Consider the following 17,718-nt stretch of genomic DNA (forward strand, 5'->3'; position numbering starts at 1 on the left):
GGGGCGGCTTTAAACCCCAATCCGCCGGCCCGCCGATTACTCGCCCCCCCCGCGGGCGGGGGCCGCCCCCCCGCGCGCCCCCGGCCCCCTCTCGCCCATCCCTCGGTTTTCAGGAGCAGCCATCCCCCCCGGGGCCCGCGAGGAAAAAAGACGGCTCAACGACCACGGCCGCACCCTGTGGATGGGTGACATTCACACCACCCGGCCGACGAGCGCGTAACGCACCGCGGCGCGATCCGAGACCACGGCACCCCTCCCATGCCGGGCCCATCGGCGCCCGCCAATTCCAGGGCTGCGGAGAGCAAAATCCAAGCCTCCTATTCGTAGCCCCTTTCACCTTTCGCCGTGCACGAAGAAAGGGCGCAGCGTACGCGACACTATCTCCAAATAGGCGCAATTATGGTAGGGTTCTTTATGTCGGAACGGGGTTGGCCCCCCACCGGCACCCACACCACACACCCCAAGCAGACGGAGGAACCCCCATGGCGCGCCTGCCCAAAGTCACCATCCAGCCCCGCTACACCACGGCGTCTCCGCTCGCGGGACACGGCCACCGCATCGTCGACACCCGCAGCGGCTACACCCTCACCGAACGCCCCGACGCCGCAGCCGCCCAGCTGACCGCCGAGGAGTTCAACACCTCCCCCAGCGCAGCGATCAACGCCGTCCGTGCCCTGGACAACACCCAGAGCGGCCCCGCCGCGCACGTGCTGCGCAGTCTGCGCCGCTACGGCTACCAGTGGGCACTGGAGGAGCGCGACGCGAGGACGCTGCACCGATTCTGGGAGCTCGACGAGCTCACCGAGGCCGGTCACCTGACCATGGTGTGGAGCACCGAGGGGAAGCCGTTCTACGTCGCCCCCCAGCGCTACCAGGCCCTGCCCATCGGGATCCTTGAGGACAGCGGCAAGAAGTACCCCTGCGTCCCAGAGTCCGAGCTCGGCCGCCGTCGCGTGCTGCTGGAAGCCATACCACTCAAGGAGCGGTACGCGCTTTGTGAGCTGCACGGCATCGCTACCGGAAGGTGCGCCATCTGTATGCCGCGCGAGGAGTGGGAGTGCGACTGGGGCACGTGCTGGGCGAACGCCGTGACTGTGATCAAGGGCCGCCCGATGTGTGAGCGCTGCGCCCCGATGATGGACCACCGCCTTTACCTCGCCGAGCGCTGAGACAGCCGCCGTCCCGGGGGCGCTGGTCACCGGCGCCCCCGGACAGTGAACCGAAGGGATCATCACCGATATTCACCCCGATCATGTGCGGCACCTGCGAGCAGGGGAAGTACGCTCCGGCCGGCCTCGACCTGTACGCGTGCACCATGTGCGGCCACACGCTCGCGACCACCGATTTCGTCCTGGACCCCGAAGAGCGGCTGATCTGCCGCGACGGCGTCATGCACACCCAGGTCATTGACAGCCTGTACGAGGTCTGGCCCACCCACCCCGTGCAGTCCGCCTACGTGCAGGCGACCCTGATTCGCGCGCTCCTGTCGCAGAACGTCTTCACCGGCACCGACCAGGTCAACGCCGCGAACCGCCTGAAGTTCGAAGAAGCATTGCCCGAGCAGGGTCCATGGACTCTGGACCTCACCGAGCTGCGCACTCTGGTCGTCGCGATGCGGTGGCGCAAAAAGTCCACCAGCTTCCCCGACCCCCGCCACGACGCTATCGAAGCCGAGATCCGGCGCGTCTACGACGAAGCGGTCCACAGCCGGTCCCCCGAAGCCGACGACAGCGCCCCGTAAATCCCGTTACTTCCGACCACTCCGGCCATGACCACGCGGCCGCGCAGACCACGGAGCAGATCGCCGCGCGGGGTTGGCCCCCCGCGCGGCGCCCAGGCCCTACCACAGCACCTCGGAGGACCAAGCGTGACCACTTCCCCCGATAGCCCTTCCATGCCTCCCCAGGCGCCCCCTGACCCCGACACCATCCAGCCGGAGGAGCCCCTGCCTGGGGTGCGCCTGTACCCGCCCGCCGAGTTCGTAGTCAGCGTGCCGAGCCCAGACCGCGTGCCACTGGACAATCTCCCCTTCCACTCCAGCTACGAGAAGTTCCAGGGACAGCAGGGATACCGGAATAGCGAAGGCCCGGGCCAGGGCTTCCGGCGCGTGAGCGGCAAGGTGCTGCACGGGTGGCTGTCCGGCAGCTGCGTTTTCTGGCGGAGCAGCGAAGTGCGCATCACCGACGATGGGGTGATCCGCTACCGCAAGACACCGCTTCACGCCGTCCTGCTGTTCAACCCGGACCGGACCTCCCCGATTGTGATCAACCGGCCGACGCAGCAGATCACCGGGGAGGCCTACCGGGTGACCGGGCCGGGCGGAGCAGTCCAGGTGTGGCGAGGACAGGCCGTGCGCAACGTTGTCGAGGAGTGCTTGCGGCCCGGTCCTATCGACTGGCCGGACGGCTGGGCGGAACTCACGGCGACACAGACCGTGCGATTCCAGGACCGCGGTTTCCCCTGGAGTGAGCCCGCGGTGTACACGGCCGAGCCAATCAGTGATCCCGTCGTATGGGGGCCGCCGTGCACCGTGTGCAGTAGGTACGCGTCCGAGCACGACCCCAACCGCCGCTGGGGACGGCCGGACTGCCGCGGCGGCTGGACGACGAAGGCCTAACCCGCTCAGTAGACCCGGTGCGATAGCGATTCATCCAGCAGCGGCCCGGGCACGTGCTGCGCCCGGGTAACGCTCCCCGTACAGGAGGCGTCATGCAGGAGTCCGCCTTCCCCCGCCTGGCCAGCCAGGTCGCGGAACTGATGAGCACCATGGGAGGCACCTGGGGCAGCCGACCGGCCACAGGCTGGGCCGCGGCCGCCCATCTGGTCAGGGACGACGGGCTCCGGCTCGTCCTTATCCTGAACGGGCGCAGCGTCACCGCTCGTGGCGTGTGGCCCTACGGTCCGCAACCCCGGTTCGGGCCTCCCGCACCGGAGATCACGATGGCTGCTACGAGCGCGCAGTATGTGAGTGGGCACATCCAGCGGCGTCTGCTGGCCAGGTATGAGGAAGTGTTCGCCCAGTGGGTGGAGGGTGCCGCAGCGGCTGAGGCGGAGCGGAGCGCCCGCCGTGCGTCAGCGGCCGAAATCGCGGCCGCATTGGCCCGGATCCCGGACGGGCACACCTGGACCGAGGTACAGGACACTCACCGGTCGACGCTCATTCGGCGGCTTGGCCCACGGGTCAATGTCCGGACCAAGGTTGGGCCCGCCGGTGAGGAGGTCGAGCTATCCGTGAGCGGCCTGACCGGGAGTGCGGCGGCCGAACTCTGCGCGCGTATCGCCCAACTGACAAGCCGTCCGGTGATCACTGACACGACCCCAACAGTGGACAGAAACGGCCTCCGACCTGCAAAAACACCCCACGAAATCACTTAATTCTGGTAGGGCTATATCAGTCGGAAGGGGCTGGCCCCCCAGACGGCACCCAGACCACACCTGCGATACACGGAGGTCATTTGTGATCACCGACAGCACCGTTATGCCCGACATCCAGCGGCTCGCCCCAGCTGTCGCCACCCATCTCGGCCCCGGATGGAAGTGCGAGCCCCACCCCGAGCATCCTCGCTACAGCGCCCACGTGATCCACGAGGACGGACGCCAGGTCCGCCTGTACGTCGATCGGTACGCCAGCAGCCGCGAAGCGGGACGCATCCACGTGACGGGGTAGCAGCCCAAGCCCCCTGCCAACTTCCCCGAGGAGACCGACAGGATCGACTTCGGTCACATCACGGTGACCGGGACCAAGACCCCACGGCAGGTAGCGGGCGACGTGAGCCGCCGCCTGTTGCCCGACCTCACCACCGCACTGGCGACGTGGCAGACCAAGGTCCAACGGCTCTGCGCGGAGGAGGCCGAGCGCACCGCGACCGCCCGCCGTCTCGCCGAAGTGCTCGGAACCACGCCGACCCGTGCCACCCACGGAGCAAGTTACGAGAAGCGAAAGCTGCACCTGGGTTGGACCGGGGCCAACCGGAGCCGCGGACCTGAGCAGCGATCGACCACCACGCCGCGCGCGTCCGTCGAGATCGATGCGGACCGCTCCGGCGAGTACGTGAAGGTCGAGCTTTCCGGCCTCTCCGCCGCACAGGCGGAACGGGTGCTGCGTGCCCTCATCGACCAGGAGCAGCGCGGAGAAGCCCCCGGCAACTGATCCTCCTGTGGGAGGGCGGTGATGACTCGCGGGGAACAGGTGCCCGCCGGCCGCCGCCCTCTCACTCCTCTCCACCCGTGTCCCGCAGCGGCGGAGCCTGGCCGGTCCGGCCGGTGACCGTGCCGCGCCCCCATAGGCCGCCGAGGCGGCCGCGTGCGGGTCAGCCCGGCTCTTCCAGCACCCGAACCCGTCGGAGGGATGACTTCCCCATGGCCCGAACATGGCTCTTGCAGCAGAACAACAGCGATCTACGCCATCACGGCATCTACACCTGGACACTCCCGGCATGGGTGGTCAAGCTCCCGTCCGGCGAAGCGATGAACGTGTGCCCCAGTGCGGGTGTCTGCGCCCAGCTCTGCTTCGCACGTCAGGGCAGCTACCGGTACCCCAATGTGCGGGCCGCGCACATGCGTAACCTGCTCCTTAGCCTGGACGACGCTCTTCCCAGGTTCGAAGAGCTGATGAGCGAGGAAGTGCAGCACCGCCGCTACCGGAACCGCGCGGTGCGGCTGCACGACGCGGGCGACTTCCACAGCCTGGCCTATCTGGAGACGTGGCTGCGGATCATGCGCAACGCTCCGGAGGACACGTTCTTCTACTGCTACACCAAGGAAGTTCGCCTCTTTCAGGATGTGGTGGTCGGCAACACTCCGGCGAACTTCGCTTGGCTTCCCAGCCTGGGAGGCCGTGAGGACTATGCCGTCGACCTCTCCGCCCGGCACGCCGACGTCTTCCCCGACGAAGAGGCACTGACCGCTGCGGGTTACTCCGATCAGTCGGCGTGCGATCTGCTCGCGGTCCGCGGACCCGAACGCGTCGGCATGCCCGCGAACAACATCCCGCGGCTGCGCAAACTGCAAGGCCAGGCCAGCTTCGGGCAGCTCCAGCGCGCCAGAGACGAGCGGCTGAACCGCAAGAGGGCCCGGCACCCCGCACCGCAGCCGGCGGACACCATCCTGCGCTGACCCGCCCCCGCGCCCGTCGGCACGGCCTTAACGTCCTGCTCGCTCCATCGGGCCCGGAAACCGGTTTTGACGTGCGGCGGAGCCGAGGACACGAAGGAAATCCATCCAAGGAAACTCGCTAAATCCTGGTAGAATTATCTATGTCAGGAAGTCGGAAGGGGTTGGCCCCCCGGACGGCGCCCAAACCGCATCACCCCACGTCAGGAGCCCGCGTGAAGGACGAGATCACCCCCGTTGCCGTCGACATCGAGATCGGCGGTCAGACCGAGCGCTACACCCTGATCATCACCAAGCTCGAACGGCGCTTCGAGTCCTGCTCCGAGCTGCTCGGCGGTGACAGGACGGGCCTGGCAGCCCAGGTGACCGTGTGCCAGCCCGGCCGCGACAGCGGAGACACGTTCTTCCTCTCCCGTCTGGTCGGCGAAGAGGACTGGGTCATCGACGCCAAGTTCGGTGCCAACGGCTTCCCGCACTTCAGCCACGGGTTCGGCTCCCGCGTCACGAAGCTGAGGTCCCTGCTCCCGGCGCTCACCGACCCGCTGGACGCGGCCGCCCGTGAGCGAGGCCTGGCCCGGGTCATCGGACGGGATCTCCCGCTCACCCTCTCCAGCTGACTCCCCTTCCCCTTCCTGGGCGCCACTCCCGCGCCCCGGAAGGGGAAGGCAGCGCCCGCACAGTTGCGCCCCCCGGCACACCCGTCAGCTGTTCGAGCTGCCTGTCAGCCCTGGCAAGCAGGGGCGGATACCCCTGCCGCCAGGACTCTGCCGACCACACCTCACGCGCGAGGAGCACCGTCCATGTCCTTGACCCGCCCGAGCATCCGAAGTCGCGTCAGCCTCGAAGATTGGCTGGAGCCCTTCGACTGCTACATCAGCCCCACCGACGAATGGCTCCGCCCCCGCTTCGACCTCGAAGGCGCCCGCGAACTCTCCTCCCAGACAGTGCGCATGGCCGAAGAGGACGGCTTCGACAGCATGACCACGGTCCACGTCATCGACGGACGCGCGGACAGTGCGGACACCGTCCACCTCATCGAGGGTGGCCCGGACCGGTACAGCGAGAGCGACGAGCCCATGGTGGTCGCCCTCCGCATCCGGTGGACCGGTGTAGGCCAGGACCCTGTCCACGCGGTCTCCGTCTCGCACGCCACCCCGAAGGACATCAAGGCAGCCCGCAAGCGCAAGGTCAGCGGCCGAGGCCCCCGACGCGCGGTCGTCGTCCAGATCGAATGGCAGTGGCTGTTCCGAGACGGCGACGCCGCCTCAGCGGTCGACGTCTGCCCGCCCCGCCCCGACGGCCTCTACCGAGTCGGCGACGGCCACTGGCCCTGGACCTACGTCGAGTGGACGTGCGCGTGCGGGTCGGTCTGGAACTGGCACGAGGACCAGTGCGGCACCTGTGACCTCACCCGAGATCGCCAGCCCGAGCACCAGTCGACTACCTGACCTGACCCCCGGGCCGGGACCCCCTGCCCGGCCCGGGCCAGCACACCTCACAACGCACAGGTCGAGGAGCCACCATGCCCCACACCCACACCATGATCCGGACACGTGTCTGCATCGACGACTTCCTTGGACCGCTCGACTGCGAGCTCGACCCCAGGAACCTGTGGAACGGCTTCCTGAGCCCCCATTTCACCCTGGACGCCGTCCGCGAGCTCTCCGCCCAGACGCTCCGCTTGGCCGCCGAGGACGACTACCAGTCCGACACCATCCACGTCATCGACGGCCGCGAGGACAGCCGGGACACCGTCCACATCATCGAGGGCGCCCCCAACCCGGACAGCGAGCGCGGCGAGCCATGGGCGATCGCCGTCCGCATCCGGTGGAGCAACGTGGCCCGGGGCGCGGTCGAGGCCACCACGATCCGCGTCGCGACACCCGCCGACCGCAAGCGGGCTCGCCGGAGCAAGACCACCGGTCGCGGCGCCCGGCACGCCGTCGTCCTCCACATCCGATGGATGTACGTCCACGAAGGCAGCGACACGGCGGCTACCACCGAGCCCCTCGGCAAGGACGGGCTGTACTCCATCGGCGGCTGGGAATGGGCGTGGGGCTACTCCGTCTGGTGGTGCCCGTGCGCGAACTGCAACAACTGGCACGTGGCCGAGTGCAAGAACTGCGGCCTCGCCCGCGACAGCCGACACGAGGAGCAGCCGTGCGACTGCGGCTGTGACCCCGCCCTGGGTGAACCCGGCCAGTACGACACCGCAGGGCCCGCGAGCCTCGCGCACCTCGCCGCGACCGGCCGGTACCTGCGCTGGACCGAGCTGATCCGCCTGGCCGCTACGTCCGCCACCTGACCGACCCCGGGGTGGGCGGGGGCCGAGTCCCCGCCCGCCCCGGGCCGACCGGATACGCCTCACAGTGCAGGAGCACGCGATGGACCACAACAAGATCCGTACCTACGTCAGCACCGGCGGGGAGATCTACCCGGCCCGCCTCAACCCCCACAACCGGCACAACGGCTGGTATGACCCGTACTTCACCCTGGAAACCGTCCGGCAGCTGGCGGCCGACCTCCAGCAGGAAGCCGCCCTGTCCGGCTGCGAGGGCATCGACACCATCCACGTCATCGACAGCCGCACGGACATCGACGGCGCCCCCCACGCGGTCGTCGTTCACGTCCGCTGGAGGCACCTGGACGACATGAACGAGCCCACGACCACGGTCGTCCGTCCGGACGCGGACGGCCTGTACGGCATCGGCGGCTACGAGTGGACGTGGTCACGGGTCAAGGACGGCCCGACGGAAGCCGCCCGCCGCGCTGCCGACCGGGCACGCGTCGACGTCCTCCGCGAAGGCGTACGGCAGGCCGGCCACATGCTCCACCAGCTCGCCCCCGAGGCCACCGGCGCAGGGTTCGTCATCCAGGACGGCCACCCCCGCCTGATCAACGTGGTGGCCAAGGGCCGGGTCATCTGGACCGCCGACGAAGGCGACGAAGGAGTCTTCGACTGCGAGCGTCTCGGAGGAGCCGACGAGGCCCTGCGCCAGGCGCTCCAGTACGGCACCAGCCCCGAGACGCTCCAGGCGGCCGGATGGCACGCCATGAACAACGACCAGGGCGTCGAAGCGTACGCCGTCACCTTCCCCCCGAAGGCGTAGCCACCCAGGCCGGGGCGGGCGCGCCCGCCCCGGCCCCCTCCTCCCGCCCGCCCCAACCCCGCGAGGACGTCACATGACCACCCAGACCCCGCAGACCCGCGCCTACCAGCTCCCCGACAGCGGCACGCTGTCCGCAGCGGCTGACGCGGCACTGCAAAGCAGCCGACCGGATCGCCCGCGTCATGACCGTCGTCACCGCGGCAGGCGTCCGGGACGGCCTGACCGGCTGCGACCCCGACGCCCCGTTCGACGCCACGCACCTGGAGCTGACCGAAGGCTTCGACGGCGACCTCTGGGCCACCGGCCGTTACTGGACCGCCGACGGGGCGGAACGGACCTTCGCCGAGCACGCGGCCGACGGCGCCGGAGCAGGCATCGTCCACGACCTGAACGAGTGGACGTCCTACCTCTCCACGGACAACGTCCACGTCTGGCACCCGCTGTGCACCGAGCTCCCCGACCGCGACGGGCGACCGGCTTACCGCCTCGACCTCACCAGGGCCGCCGCCCTGCCCCTCGACTGACCGTCATCCCCGACACCGACCGTCTTGCAGAGCCGAAGGGACGCCCATGATCGAGACACTGGTCAGCAACAACGATCGCGACCGCTACCCCGCACACGTCAATCCCGCCGAGGTCAACGAAGAGGGCTACGTCCTGCCCTGGTTCGACCTGGAAACCGTCCGCCGCATCGCCGAGAAGACCCAGGACGACGCCGTCGATTTCAGCTGGGGCTCAATCGACACCGTGCACGTCATCGACGGCGGCTGCGAGCGCGGTGAGCCCCGGGCCCTCGTCGTCATCGTCACGTGGATGTACATGCCCGAGAAGAGTGCCGAAGAGGCCACCGAGGTCCTCGCACCCCACCCGGAGACCGGCCTGTACGCCGTCGGCGGCCTCCCCTGGTGCTGGTACGCGCTCGACGACGACCTCTCGCTCAACTTCCCCTTCCGCGCCAAGTAGTCGGCCCACCCGGAGCGGGCACAGTGCCCGCCCGCTCCGGGAGCAGCTGAGCTCACCTCACCGCCCGAAGGAGCAGCACCGTGACCACCATCGACACCTTTGTCTGCTGGGACGACGAGCACATCTACCCGGCCCGACTCAACCCCTCGGACCGAGGAAGCGGCTGCGTCTTCCCCGGCTTCACCCTTGACGCGGTGCGCGAGATCGCCGCGCACACCGCGGAAGCGGCCGAGATGTACGGCCACGAGAGGGACCAGATCACCGTCATCGACGGAGAGCCCCAGCCGATCGTGCTCCACATTCGCTGGGCGTACTTCGACCAGGCCAGCCCGGCCAGGTCGGTCACTGTCGTCAAGCCCGACTCCAACGGCCTGTACTGGATCGGCTGGGAGTGGTCCTGGTCCGAGGTCGAAAACGGCCCGCTTTTCCACAGCGAGCGGACCGCTCACGAAGCCAAGAAGCAGGTCCTGAAACGAAGTGCCCACCGCGTCGGGGAGATTTTCCGGGAGCAAGTCCCGGACGCCGCCTCGTGTCTGGTCGACCTAAGCGAGCTCGGCCGCATCGTCCGCGTCTTCGGGGAGTTCGGCAACGACTGGCCGGTCACCCCCGGACAGATCCAGGACGGGCCGTTCGACGCCGAGACACTCGGCGACGCCGACGAGGTAGTGCGCCTCGCGCTCAACCACGGCCGAGCAGCGGACGACCTCGAAGCCGGCGGCTGGCGGCCCGCTCAGGACATCGGACGCCCCGATCTGCACCGAGTCGTGTTCGCACCGCGCGGTCTCGACTCCGTCGGCGAGGGCCCGCTGGACGAGGCCCGCACCACGGCGACCGAAGCGCGGCGCGCACTGCTCACCGCCACCGCGCCCTACCTCGCCGACGACATTGTCACGGCCTGTCCCAGCGCCACCGGTCTGATCGTCGACCCGACCGCGGAACAGCCGTTCCTCCTGTTCCTCACCGACACCGCCCATCCAGGCGGGCGCTACCCGGCCTCCGCCCGGCTGGTGCAGAAGGTTCGTGACCGGCTGGCGAGCATGTTCGCCTACCGGCCGAGCGCCGAGGACCTGACCGTCAGCGGATGGAAGCCCGTTGTGCTGCCGGAGCTGGACGGCGCCTACGCCCTGATCTTCCCCACCGAGTAGTTGTCCGGCGCCCCCGGGGGCGGGCTCTTCACCTCGCCCCCGGGCCATGACCGGCCACGCCGCCAGCCGGCGGCCACCCTTCGCCACGCTCCGCGCGCGGCGGCCCGAGGAGGAGCAGCAGTGGCACACCCCGGAACGAAGTACAGCGAGGACGGCAAGACCTGCGTCAGGACTCCCCGCCCCTGGGGATACGAGTACGCGGCATTCAAGGAGTCGCACTTCGGCGACGACTACGACACCGGCTTCCTCACCGGCTGGGAGGCCGACAACCTGATCGCCCGCGCGGTCAAGCGCCGCTACTGCGTGCGCATCGACGTCATGGGCAGGATGAGCATCACCCGGTCCCTGTCGTCGCAACGCCGTATCGCCCTGGACCCCGTCCGCGTTCCGGCGACCGTGACCAGCCGCCAGTTCGAGGACCTGCGACTGATCGAGGCCGCCGGGAACCGTGTTCGGATCCGACCGGCCGAGGACGGCGCCGCGAGGATCGAGTCGGACCTGCTGCGCATCCCGCCCGGCGCGACATCGGTGCTGCGACGCCGCGGCTGGATCAGCGAGACCCCTCACACCGGCCGCGTGGCCGTGTCAGCAGCCGGCCGGATGGCCATGGCCTGGCACTGGCACGAGTCCGAACGCCTGAACAGGCGACTTCTGCCAGGCCTGTACCTCGATGCGGCGCTGAGTCTGCCCTCCGCTCACTGACACCGGTTGATCGGCCCCACACCACAGCAGCACGCATGCGGGTGGGAAGAGGGTCGGCCCCCTCTCCTTACTCCGCGGATCCCAAGCCACACCACTCACCGCGAGGTAATCATGACGACTGCCCCTGTCCGTATCAGCGAGCGCGCCGCCCGCGCCGCCCTGGCCCACTTCAGCCGGCCGGAGTGCGTTGCCGTCGAACTGTCCCAGCTGGGCCCGGTGGACCTCTGGGCGAAACTCACCGCCGCCGACCCGACCGGACGGCTCTCCGGCTACGCGCCGGAGAAGGAGCTCACCACGGCCGAACTGGCCGCCGACTTCGTCATCCCTGGTGACCCCGCCTGGCCGACCGCCCTGGACGGTCTCGGAGACGCCCGACCGCTGGGAGTGTGGAGCCGCGGCCGCGGGGACCTGGCCGCCCTTTCGACCCACGCCATCGCCGTCACCGGACGCCGCGCGCCGAGCCCCTCCGGTGTCCGCGCCGCCCAGGACACGGCCCGCGCCCTGACCCAGGCCGGGCACACGGTCGCCTCCGCCCTCTCGTACGGCATCGACACCGCCGCCCAGCACGGCACCGGCGCCCCGACGCTCGCCGTCCTGCCGTGCGGACTGGACACCTGCCACCCCTACAACCAGGCCGAACTCCTGGACCACGTCACCACGAACGGTGGCCTGGTGGTCAGCGTCTACCGGCCGGGTACACCCACCAGCCGAGTCACCCTCTCCACCACAGCCACACTCCTGGCCGCCCTCTCCCAGGCCCTCGTCCTGATCGAGCCCAGTGACGACGTCGCGACCGTCCCACTGGAAGCGGCCCAGGCGGCCCGCTCCCTGCATCGCCCGGTGCACGTGCTCACCACGCCCGACCCCAGCACCAACATCCCCTACACGAGCAAGACCGGCCGCCTGCTGACGTCCATCCGCGCCCACCGCACCACACAGCTCGCCAACGTCGTCGCCGCCGTGGACTGACACCCCAGGGGGCGGGCCAGGTCAGCCTGGCCCGCCCCGCCGCCCCCCTCCGCCGGCCCCGGAAAGAAGGCATCACCATGCGCGTCTCCGCCCGCCTCCGTCACCGCTTCCACCGATCGGCCCGCTTCTGGCACGTCAAGCGCGGTGAACCCGATTCGCTGCCCGCCCTCCAGGTGGCCGGGGTCCTGGTCTTCGTCTACATCGACCGCCAGCACGGCACGGTCCGGGTGAGCGTCGACCTGGACACGGCCCACCGTTCGCTGCTGCGCCCCGACGACCGCGTGCCGCTCGAGATCTCGGTGCAGGGCCACACCGTTTTCCGGGAGTAACCGACCCCGGAAATCTCGCCTATTTCTGGTAGAATTCTTTATGTCGGAAGGGGTTGGCCCCCCGGACGACACCCGAACCGCACCCCGAGCAGCAGGAGGACCAGATGACCGTCACCAACCCGAAGAGCGCCGCACTCCCCGTCACCGGAACGCGCGCGACCTATCACGGCAGCCTCACCGACTACCACGGCCGCGACTTCCTGCTGTCGACGGACGAGGCCGAGAACTGCGGCTGTGATCACCGGTCCCGCCGCACCCTGGTCAGCTGCGACCTGGCCGCCGACCCCCTGGTCCACGTCCGCGAATCGAGCTTCACCGCCGAAACCGGTGACTGGTGGCCCGACGGCGCGATCGACATCGTGCACGACGGATTCGTCTACAAGGCCTCCCACACCCTGCCCGGCGGATCACCCACCACCCGCATCCTCGCCTTCTACACCGGGAGCGGCCAGATCCTGAAGACGTGGGGCACCCTCTGCGAGATCACCGACAGCCACACCATCCGTGTCCTTGACGAACGCGGCCTCGACCCGTTCCGCGCCCGTCTGGCCCTCCCCTCCCCGCTGAGCAGCTGACCCATCCCAGGGGGCGGCCATCCGTCGCCCCCTGCCGTCACCTGATCTCCCGCGAGCAGAGGAGCACCCATGTCCGACCGCACCCCCACGACCGGTCACGTCGTTCTCACGCCGGGCACCGTCGTGCACTGCCCCCACTACGTCAACGGCGAGAACACCGGCCTGCGCAATGCTGTAGTCCTTGGCCTGCACAATGAGAAGCGCCCTCGGGACGGGTACCGGGTGTACTTCTACGCCTCCGAACCTGCCGACTCGTTCCGGCGCGTGGCCGGCCACGCACGTCACGCGGAGATCACCAGCGCGCGGAAGACCCCGGCGTCGCCCCCGGTCACGCACCGCTTCGACTCCACTGGAGAAGCGAACGACGCAGTGCAGTGGGACGACACCATCGCCGACGGCGACCTGATCGTGGTCGAGCCGGAGGGCGTCGTAGGGTTCCTGCAGCTCGGGTGGGCCGTCGCCATCACCGCCCGGACCGGCAGGCTTGCTCCCCTGTGCGTGCCTGCTCGGGAGGCAGGCGGCGGAAGGTACGTCGCCACCTACGCTGCCGCCGCGCACGTGGCCCACACACTCGGATTCGCCATCGCCTCACGCCATGCGTTCGAAGTCTCCACGCCCATACGGGCCGCCGCGCAGGAAGCCGACGCCACGGCCCGGTGCTTCCTGCCCGTAATCGCGAACCACGAGAACGCTGAACCCACCGACTGGGTCTACCTCGTCGGCCGGGGAGACACAGCGCGCTTCAGGTGGATCGCTGCTGACAGCCACGCGATCTCCGCCGAGCGATACGCCGTCGACACGGACGCCGCCCATGCCGCCGAGGTCGCGCGAGCCGCCCGCCGTACCGAACAGCCGCAACACGACCCGCGCAACCCAGCTGCGACTCAGGTCTGACGCCCTTCACTTCCCGGCTCTGCACCTGCGCACACAGCCCGACACTCAGTCGCCCGGTTGGCCCCGGGCCTCGGTGATCCCGAACCCCCCCCCTCAAAGGAGCACCCCACGATGGCTACCACCACCACGACCACCCAGACCGCCCTCACGCCGTGCACGATCGTGCGCTGCCCGCGATACGTGAACGGCGAAAGCACCGGCCTGCGCAAGGCCGTCGTGCTCGGCCTGTGCAATGAGAACAACCCCAAGGGCGGCTACCGGGTGTACTTCTACACGCTCGGCCCTGCCAGCTTCTCCCCGCGCACCGCCGGGCTCGCCTTCGAACGGGAGATGAAGGTCCTCGGCACCCTCGAGGCCCTCTCCGAGCGCACCCTGATCAGCATCTACAGGGGACTGGACGAGTTCCCGGGGTCCACGCAGGTACGCAACCGTGCGGGCAACCACGCCCACCGGCTGCGCACGGCCCGACGCGCCCGATAGGCCGCGCCTGGACCGCCGGTGGGGCGTGAACCCGCGGAACGCCCCACCGGCCCCCAGCTCGGTCCAGCACCGCCAGGCCGCACACCCCGGCCAGGCGCGTGCGGTCCGTCATGCCCTCATCCAACGGAAGGAAGTCCCCGCATGAGCACCGAGACCCGTGAGTTCATCATCGTCGGCAAGGACAACGGCGCCAGTTACACCCTGTGGGATGTCATGCCCGCTCCGACCGATCCCGCCAGGCGCGACATGGTGCTCGAGGAGATCGGGGTCGACGTCCACGACGCGTTCGGCTCCTGCCACATGGAGTGGGCCACCACCGCCACCGGCGCCGTGAATCAACTTCTGACGGCCCTGCGTAAGGAGTCCGGCATCGACGACTACGCGCTGAGCGAGGACAGCAACCGGGACGCCCTCACGGAGGAACGCGAGGCCCGATAGGCGCCCGCCGGGGGGCGGCCGTGCCTGCCCCCCGGCTCTCTCGCACGGTCCTCCGTCACATGGCACTGGGAGACAGCTATGCCCCAAGCCGGCCTCGCGCTCTGCCGCTGCACCGCCTCCTACCTCTGCGGCCATTGCGCATGCGTTCAGTGCCCCGCCTGCCAGCAGTGCTCCGGTGACAGCTGCGACGCCTGCCGATGCCGGTACGGACTGGGCCAGGCCTCGCCGCCTGAACCGGAGGGGTCTCACTTCGAGCGGCCGGCAGAGCTGTAGCTGGGCACGCACATGACCAACTGGCTGTGGGAGAGCGACCTGGAAGCCCTTCTGCGGGGCGTCACGCTCTTCGTCTCCCGGGTCCGGCTCTCCAAGCGCGTCAGCGCGTTCCCGAGGGCCCGCCACCCGTACTGCATCGACTCCGGAGGATTCACCGAGCTCCAGCGCCACGGCCGGTGGACACTCGCGCCCGCCCAGTACATCGAGGAGGTCCGCAGGTACCTGTCCGACCTCGGCGCCGACCTGTGCCGCTGGGTCGCCCCGCAGGACTGGATGTGCGAGGAGCTGGTCATCTACGGCGGCGCCGGCCGCCGCGGCATGCTGTTCCACGGGACACAGGAAGCCCGGGGGGTTGGGGCGAGCTCCCCGGATCAGGACCTGACGACTGCGGTCCGGATCCATCAGCGCCTGACCGTCGACAACGCCCTCGAACTGCGCAGGCTGGCCCTGGACATCCCCTTCATCTGTGTACTCCAGGGCAACCGGCTGGAGGACTACGTGCACTGCGAGCGCCTGTACGCAGAGGCCGGTATCGATCTCACCGCCGAACCGGTTGTCGGCATCGGATCCGTATGCCGCCGCCAGGGAACAACGGAGATCGCGGAGATCGCCCGGCATTTCGCCGCCAAGGGGATCCGGCTGCACGGCTTCGGCGTGAAGACCCTTGGCCTGGCCTCCTACGCGGACGCCCTGGTCTCTGCGGACTCCATGGCCTGGTCGGAAGATGGCCGTTACTCCGCCCCGCTGCCCGGTCACACCCACAAGAGCTGTGCGAACTGCCCTGACTGGGCGGTCCGGTGGCACCGGCGCATCGTCCAGCAACACCTCTCCCCGGCCGCCTGACCGAGGGAGGACGGAAGGCACCGTGCCGCATGAACACGGCGCACCGCTGCGTGCCGCATCTGACCACCGGGCAAAGCCGCGCAGTTTCTGTGAGGAACCCCGCATGATCTATTGGTTTCTGTTAGAATTCTTTATGTCAAATAGTCGGACGGGGTTGGCCCCCCGGAAGACGCCCAGACCGCATCTCCGCACGGCATGAGACATGCCGCATGAAGGGGGAGTGACTGCCCGATGGTCGCGTCCAGGACGAAGAGCAAGAAGAAGAGCCGTACCGCCACACACAGACCAGCCACCAGAGTTCGCCGTTTCCGTCACGACGAGCACACCGCCGTCGACATGTTCTCTGGCTTCGGAGGCCTCACCGCCGCCATCAAGCGCGCAGGATTCACCGCGATCATGGCGGCGAACCACGACCGCTACAAGGTCGAGGTCCACGAGGCGAATCATCCCGAAGCCGAACACTGGATCGCCGACCTGGTTGACCCCGACGCTGCGGACTACCACTCAGTCCGCGACCTCCCCGCGGCTGACCTCCTGGCCGCAGGCGTGTCGTGCGTCAACCACTCCCAGGCCAACACGCTCAAGGCCTACGAGCAGGGCGCTGCGCTGTTCGACCTGGACGACCCCGACTACGAGGCGCGCGTGACACGGTCCGAGCGCGACCGGGCCACCGCGAACTGCGTACTGCACTACGCCGCTCAACACCGGCCTCGGCTGATCCTCGTCGAGTGCACGACCGAGCTCACTTCGTGGGGGCCTGCGGTGCAGGGCCGAGCCAAGATCGGAAACGGCGCCACATACCGCTGGTGGCTTAAGCAGTTCGAGCTGCTCGACTACGAGTACAAGGTGCTGTACCTGAACTCTCAGTTCTTCGGCGTTCCGCAGTCGCGCGACCGCCTGTACATCGCGTTCTGGAACAAGGCGCTCCCTGCCCCCGACCTTGAGCACCGTCCGGTGTCGCACTGCCATCACTGTGACCGGGGCGTAGAGGCGGTGTGGACGTGGCGCACCGGGGTCCCGGCGTCCGGATCCGTGCGTTACGGCAAGCAGTACGAGTACCGGTGCCCGTCCTGCCGACGGCCTGTGGTCCCGCCGATGACGCCGTCGCTGGCCGCGCTCGACCTGGCCGACTTGGGCATCCGCATCGGCGACAGGCCGGTCAAGACGTTCAAGGACGGGTGGGTCGGACCGCTTGCCCGGTCAACGATGGCGCGCGCAGAGCGTTGCCGCGAGCGGTTCGCTGACTTCCCTGCCGTACTCATGGGGGCCGCGGGCAACACGTTGGAGCGTCCGGGATCCGACTCTCTGTGGGCGCCGCCGATCGCGCTGGCGGTCGACAACTTCCAGGGCGCACCGCGCGGCGCGGGCGTACCGCTTCCCACCCAGGTCGGTTCGGAGACCCTGGCCATCGTTTCATCGGGCATCGTCCCGCTTCGCGAGAACCGGTCCACCGCGCACCGCGAGATCATGCCGATCGCGCCGGACGCGATCCCTGGCCTGCTCGCTGCCGGCTGGTTCAAGCAGAACGGCAGTACGGGCAGCGAGACCGCACCGCATCCGCTGGGCGACCCGCTTGGGACCCTTACCGCCCGCGACACAACGGCGCTGCTCATGGCTGAGTGGCGGGCCTCGCTCGCCGAGTTGCCGCTGGAGGACTGCTATTTCCGCATGATGGCCGCCCACGAGGTCGGCAGGAGCTGCGGCTTTGACGTGGACTTCAACGAGTACCGCGGGACCTTCATCGTCTGGGGTCCCGCCGGTGCCCAGGTCGGCGGGTACGGCAACGCCGTATCCCCGCAAGTCGGCGAGTGGATCGCGTCCCGGCTGCGCGCTGCTCTTCATTCTTAGGCCCCACGGCCGGGGGCGGTTCCCTACCGCCTCCGGC

Annotated in this window: 23 protein-coding genes; all 23 read left to right on the forward strand. The window is 69.1% G+C overall.

Going from position 1 to position 17,718, the window contains the following annotated elements; genetic code table 11:
- The first annotated feature begins 482 nt into the window (after window positions 1-482).
- The 23 genes from ACF1FZ_RS29145 (at window position 483) to ACF1FZ_RS29255 (ending at window position 17,681) form a co-directional block, all read left to right on the forward strand.
- Complete coding sequence (locus tag ACF1FZ_RS29145; protein ID WP_391776382.1) at window positions 483-1,169, forward strand: hypothetical protein; 687 nt, start codon at window positions 483-485, stop codon at window positions 1,167-1,169.
- Window positions 1,170-1,252: 83 nt separating this feature from the next.
- Window positions 1,253-1,741 carry a hypothetical protein gene (locus tag ACF1FZ_RS29150; protein ID WP_391776383.1) on the forward strand — a complete coding sequence of 163 codons (489 nt, stop codon included), beginning with the start codon at window positions 1,253-1,255 and terminating at the stop codon, window positions 1,739-1,741.
- A gap of 126 nt (window positions 1,742-1,867) precedes the next feature.
- On the forward strand, window positions 1,868-2,617 hold the full coding sequence (locus tag ACF1FZ_RS29155) for a hypothetical protein (protein WP_391776384.1): 750 nt from the start codon (window positions 1,868-1,870) through the stop codon (window positions 2,615-2,617).
- 92 nt (window positions 2,618-2,709) lie between these two features.
- Window positions 2,710-3,375 (forward strand): hypothetical protein, encoded by a 666-nt coding sequence (locus tag ACF1FZ_RS29160; protein WP_391776385.1) that lies wholly within the window; start codon window positions 2,710-2,712, stop codon window positions 3,373-3,375.
- 82 nt (window positions 3,376-3,457) lie between these two features.
- Window positions 3,458-3,667, forward strand: coding sequence for a hypothetical protein (locus ACF1FZ_RS29165; protein WP_391776386.1), 210 nt, complete (start codon window positions 3,458-3,460; stop codon window positions 3,665-3,667).
- A gap of 102 nt (window positions 3,668-3,769) precedes the next feature.
- Window positions 3,770-4,150 (forward strand): hypothetical protein, encoded by a 381-nt coding sequence (locus ACF1FZ_RS29170; RefSeq protein ID WP_391776387.1) that lies wholly within the window; start codon window positions 3,770-3,772, stop codon window positions 4,148-4,150.
- 209 nt (window positions 4,151-4,359) lie between these two features.
- Window positions 4,360-5,115 carry a hypothetical protein gene (locus tag ACF1FZ_RS29175; protein ID WP_391776388.1) on the forward strand — a complete coding sequence of 252 codons (756 nt, stop codon included), beginning with the start codon at window positions 4,360-4,362 and terminating at the stop codon, window positions 5,113-5,115.
- A gap of 212 nt (window positions 5,116-5,327) precedes the next feature.
- Complete coding sequence (locus ACF1FZ_RS29180; protein WP_391776389.1) at window positions 5,328-5,729, forward strand: hypothetical protein; 402 nt, start codon at window positions 5,328-5,330, stop codon at window positions 5,727-5,729.
- Between the two features lie 183 nt (window positions 5,730-5,912).
- Window positions 5,913-6,560: a hypothetical protein gene (locus ACF1FZ_RS29185; protein WP_391776390.1), complete on the forward strand. Its 648-nt coding sequence runs from the start codon at window positions 5,913-5,915 to the stop codon at window positions 6,558-6,560.
- A gap of 74 nt (window positions 6,561-6,634) precedes the next feature.
- Complete coding sequence (locus ACF1FZ_RS29190; RefSeq protein WP_391776391.1) at window positions 6,635-7,417, forward strand: hypothetical protein; 783 nt, start codon at window positions 6,635-6,637, stop codon at window positions 7,415-7,417.
- 79 nt (window positions 7,418-7,496) lie between these two features.
- Window positions 7,497-8,222: a hypothetical protein gene (locus ACF1FZ_RS29195; RefSeq protein ID WP_391776392.1), complete on the forward strand. Its 726-nt coding sequence runs from the start codon at window positions 7,497-7,499 to the stop codon at window positions 8,220-8,222.
- A 182-nt stretch (window positions 8,223-8,404) separates the two neighbouring features.
- A complete protein-coding gene (locus ACF1FZ_RS29200; protein ID WP_391776393.1) occupies window positions 8,405-8,746 on the forward strand; it encodes a hypothetical protein in 342 nt (113 codons plus the stop codon).
- Window positions 8,747-8,792: 46 nt separating this feature from the next.
- Entirely contained in the window at window positions 8,793-9,185 is a 393-nt protein-coding gene (locus ACF1FZ_RS29205; RefSeq protein ID WP_391776394.1) for a hypothetical protein, read from the forward strand.
- Window positions 9,186-9,265: 80 nt separating this feature from the next.
- A complete protein-coding gene (locus ACF1FZ_RS29210) occupies window positions 9,266-10,330 on the forward strand; it encodes a hypothetical protein (RefSeq protein WP_391776395.1) in 1,065 nt (354 codons plus the stop codon).
- Window positions 10,331-10,450: 120 nt separating this feature from the next.
- Window positions 10,451-11,032 (forward strand): hypothetical protein, encoded by a 582-nt coding sequence (locus ACF1FZ_RS29215; RefSeq protein WP_391776396.1) that lies wholly within the window; start codon window positions 10,451-10,453, stop codon window positions 11,030-11,032.
- A 111-nt stretch (window positions 11,033-11,143) separates the two neighbouring features.
- Window positions 11,144-12,001, forward strand: a complete 858-nt coding sequence (locus ACF1FZ_RS29220) for a DNA-processing protein DprA (RefSeq protein WP_391776397.1) — start codon at window positions 11,144-11,146, stop codon at window positions 11,999-12,001.
- 77 nt (window positions 12,002-12,078) lie between these two features.
- Entirely contained in the window at window positions 12,079-12,330 is a 252-nt protein-coding gene (locus ACF1FZ_RS29225; RefSeq protein WP_391776398.1) for a hypothetical protein, read from the forward strand.
- A gap of 104 nt (window positions 12,331-12,434) precedes the next feature.
- Window positions 12,435-12,905 carry a hypothetical protein gene (locus ACF1FZ_RS29230; RefSeq protein ID WP_391776399.1) on the forward strand — a complete coding sequence of 157 codons (471 nt, stop codon included), beginning with the start codon at window positions 12,435-12,437 and terminating at the stop codon, window positions 12,903-12,905.
- Window positions 12,906-12,974: 69 nt separating this feature from the next.
- Window positions 12,975-13,799: a hypothetical protein gene (locus ACF1FZ_RS29235; protein WP_391776400.1), complete on the forward strand. Its 825-nt coding sequence runs from the start codon at window positions 12,975-12,977 to the stop codon at window positions 13,797-13,799.
- 111 nt (window positions 13,800-13,910) lie between these two features.
- Window positions 13,911-14,279: a DUF6409 family protein gene (locus ACF1FZ_RS29240; RefSeq protein ID WP_391776401.1), complete on the forward strand. Its 369-nt coding sequence runs from the start codon at window positions 13,911-13,913 to the stop codon at window positions 14,277-14,279.
- A gap of 141 nt (window positions 14,280-14,420) precedes the next feature.
- A complete protein-coding gene (locus tag ACF1FZ_RS29245) occupies window positions 14,421-14,717 on the forward strand; it encodes a hypothetical protein (RefSeq protein ID WP_391776402.1) in 297 nt (98 codons plus the stop codon).
- A 285-nt stretch (window positions 14,718-15,002) separates the two neighbouring features.
- Window positions 15,003-15,833, forward strand: a complete 831-nt coding sequence (locus ACF1FZ_RS29250; RefSeq protein ID WP_391776403.1) for a hypothetical protein — start codon at window positions 15,003-15,005, stop codon at window positions 15,831-15,833.
- A gap of 231 nt (window positions 15,834-16,064) precedes the next feature.
- Complete coding sequence (locus ACF1FZ_RS29255; RefSeq protein WP_391776404.1) at window positions 16,065-17,681, forward strand: DNA cytosine methyltransferase; 1,617 nt, start codon at window positions 16,065-16,067, stop codon at window positions 17,679-17,681.
- Window positions 17,682-17,718: the final 37 nt, after the last annotated feature.

The organism is Streptomyces sp. NPDC014623, assembly GCF_043088245.1.
Taxonomy (GTDB): Bacteria; Actinomycetota; Actinomycetes; order Streptomycetales; family Streptomycetaceae; genus Streptomyces.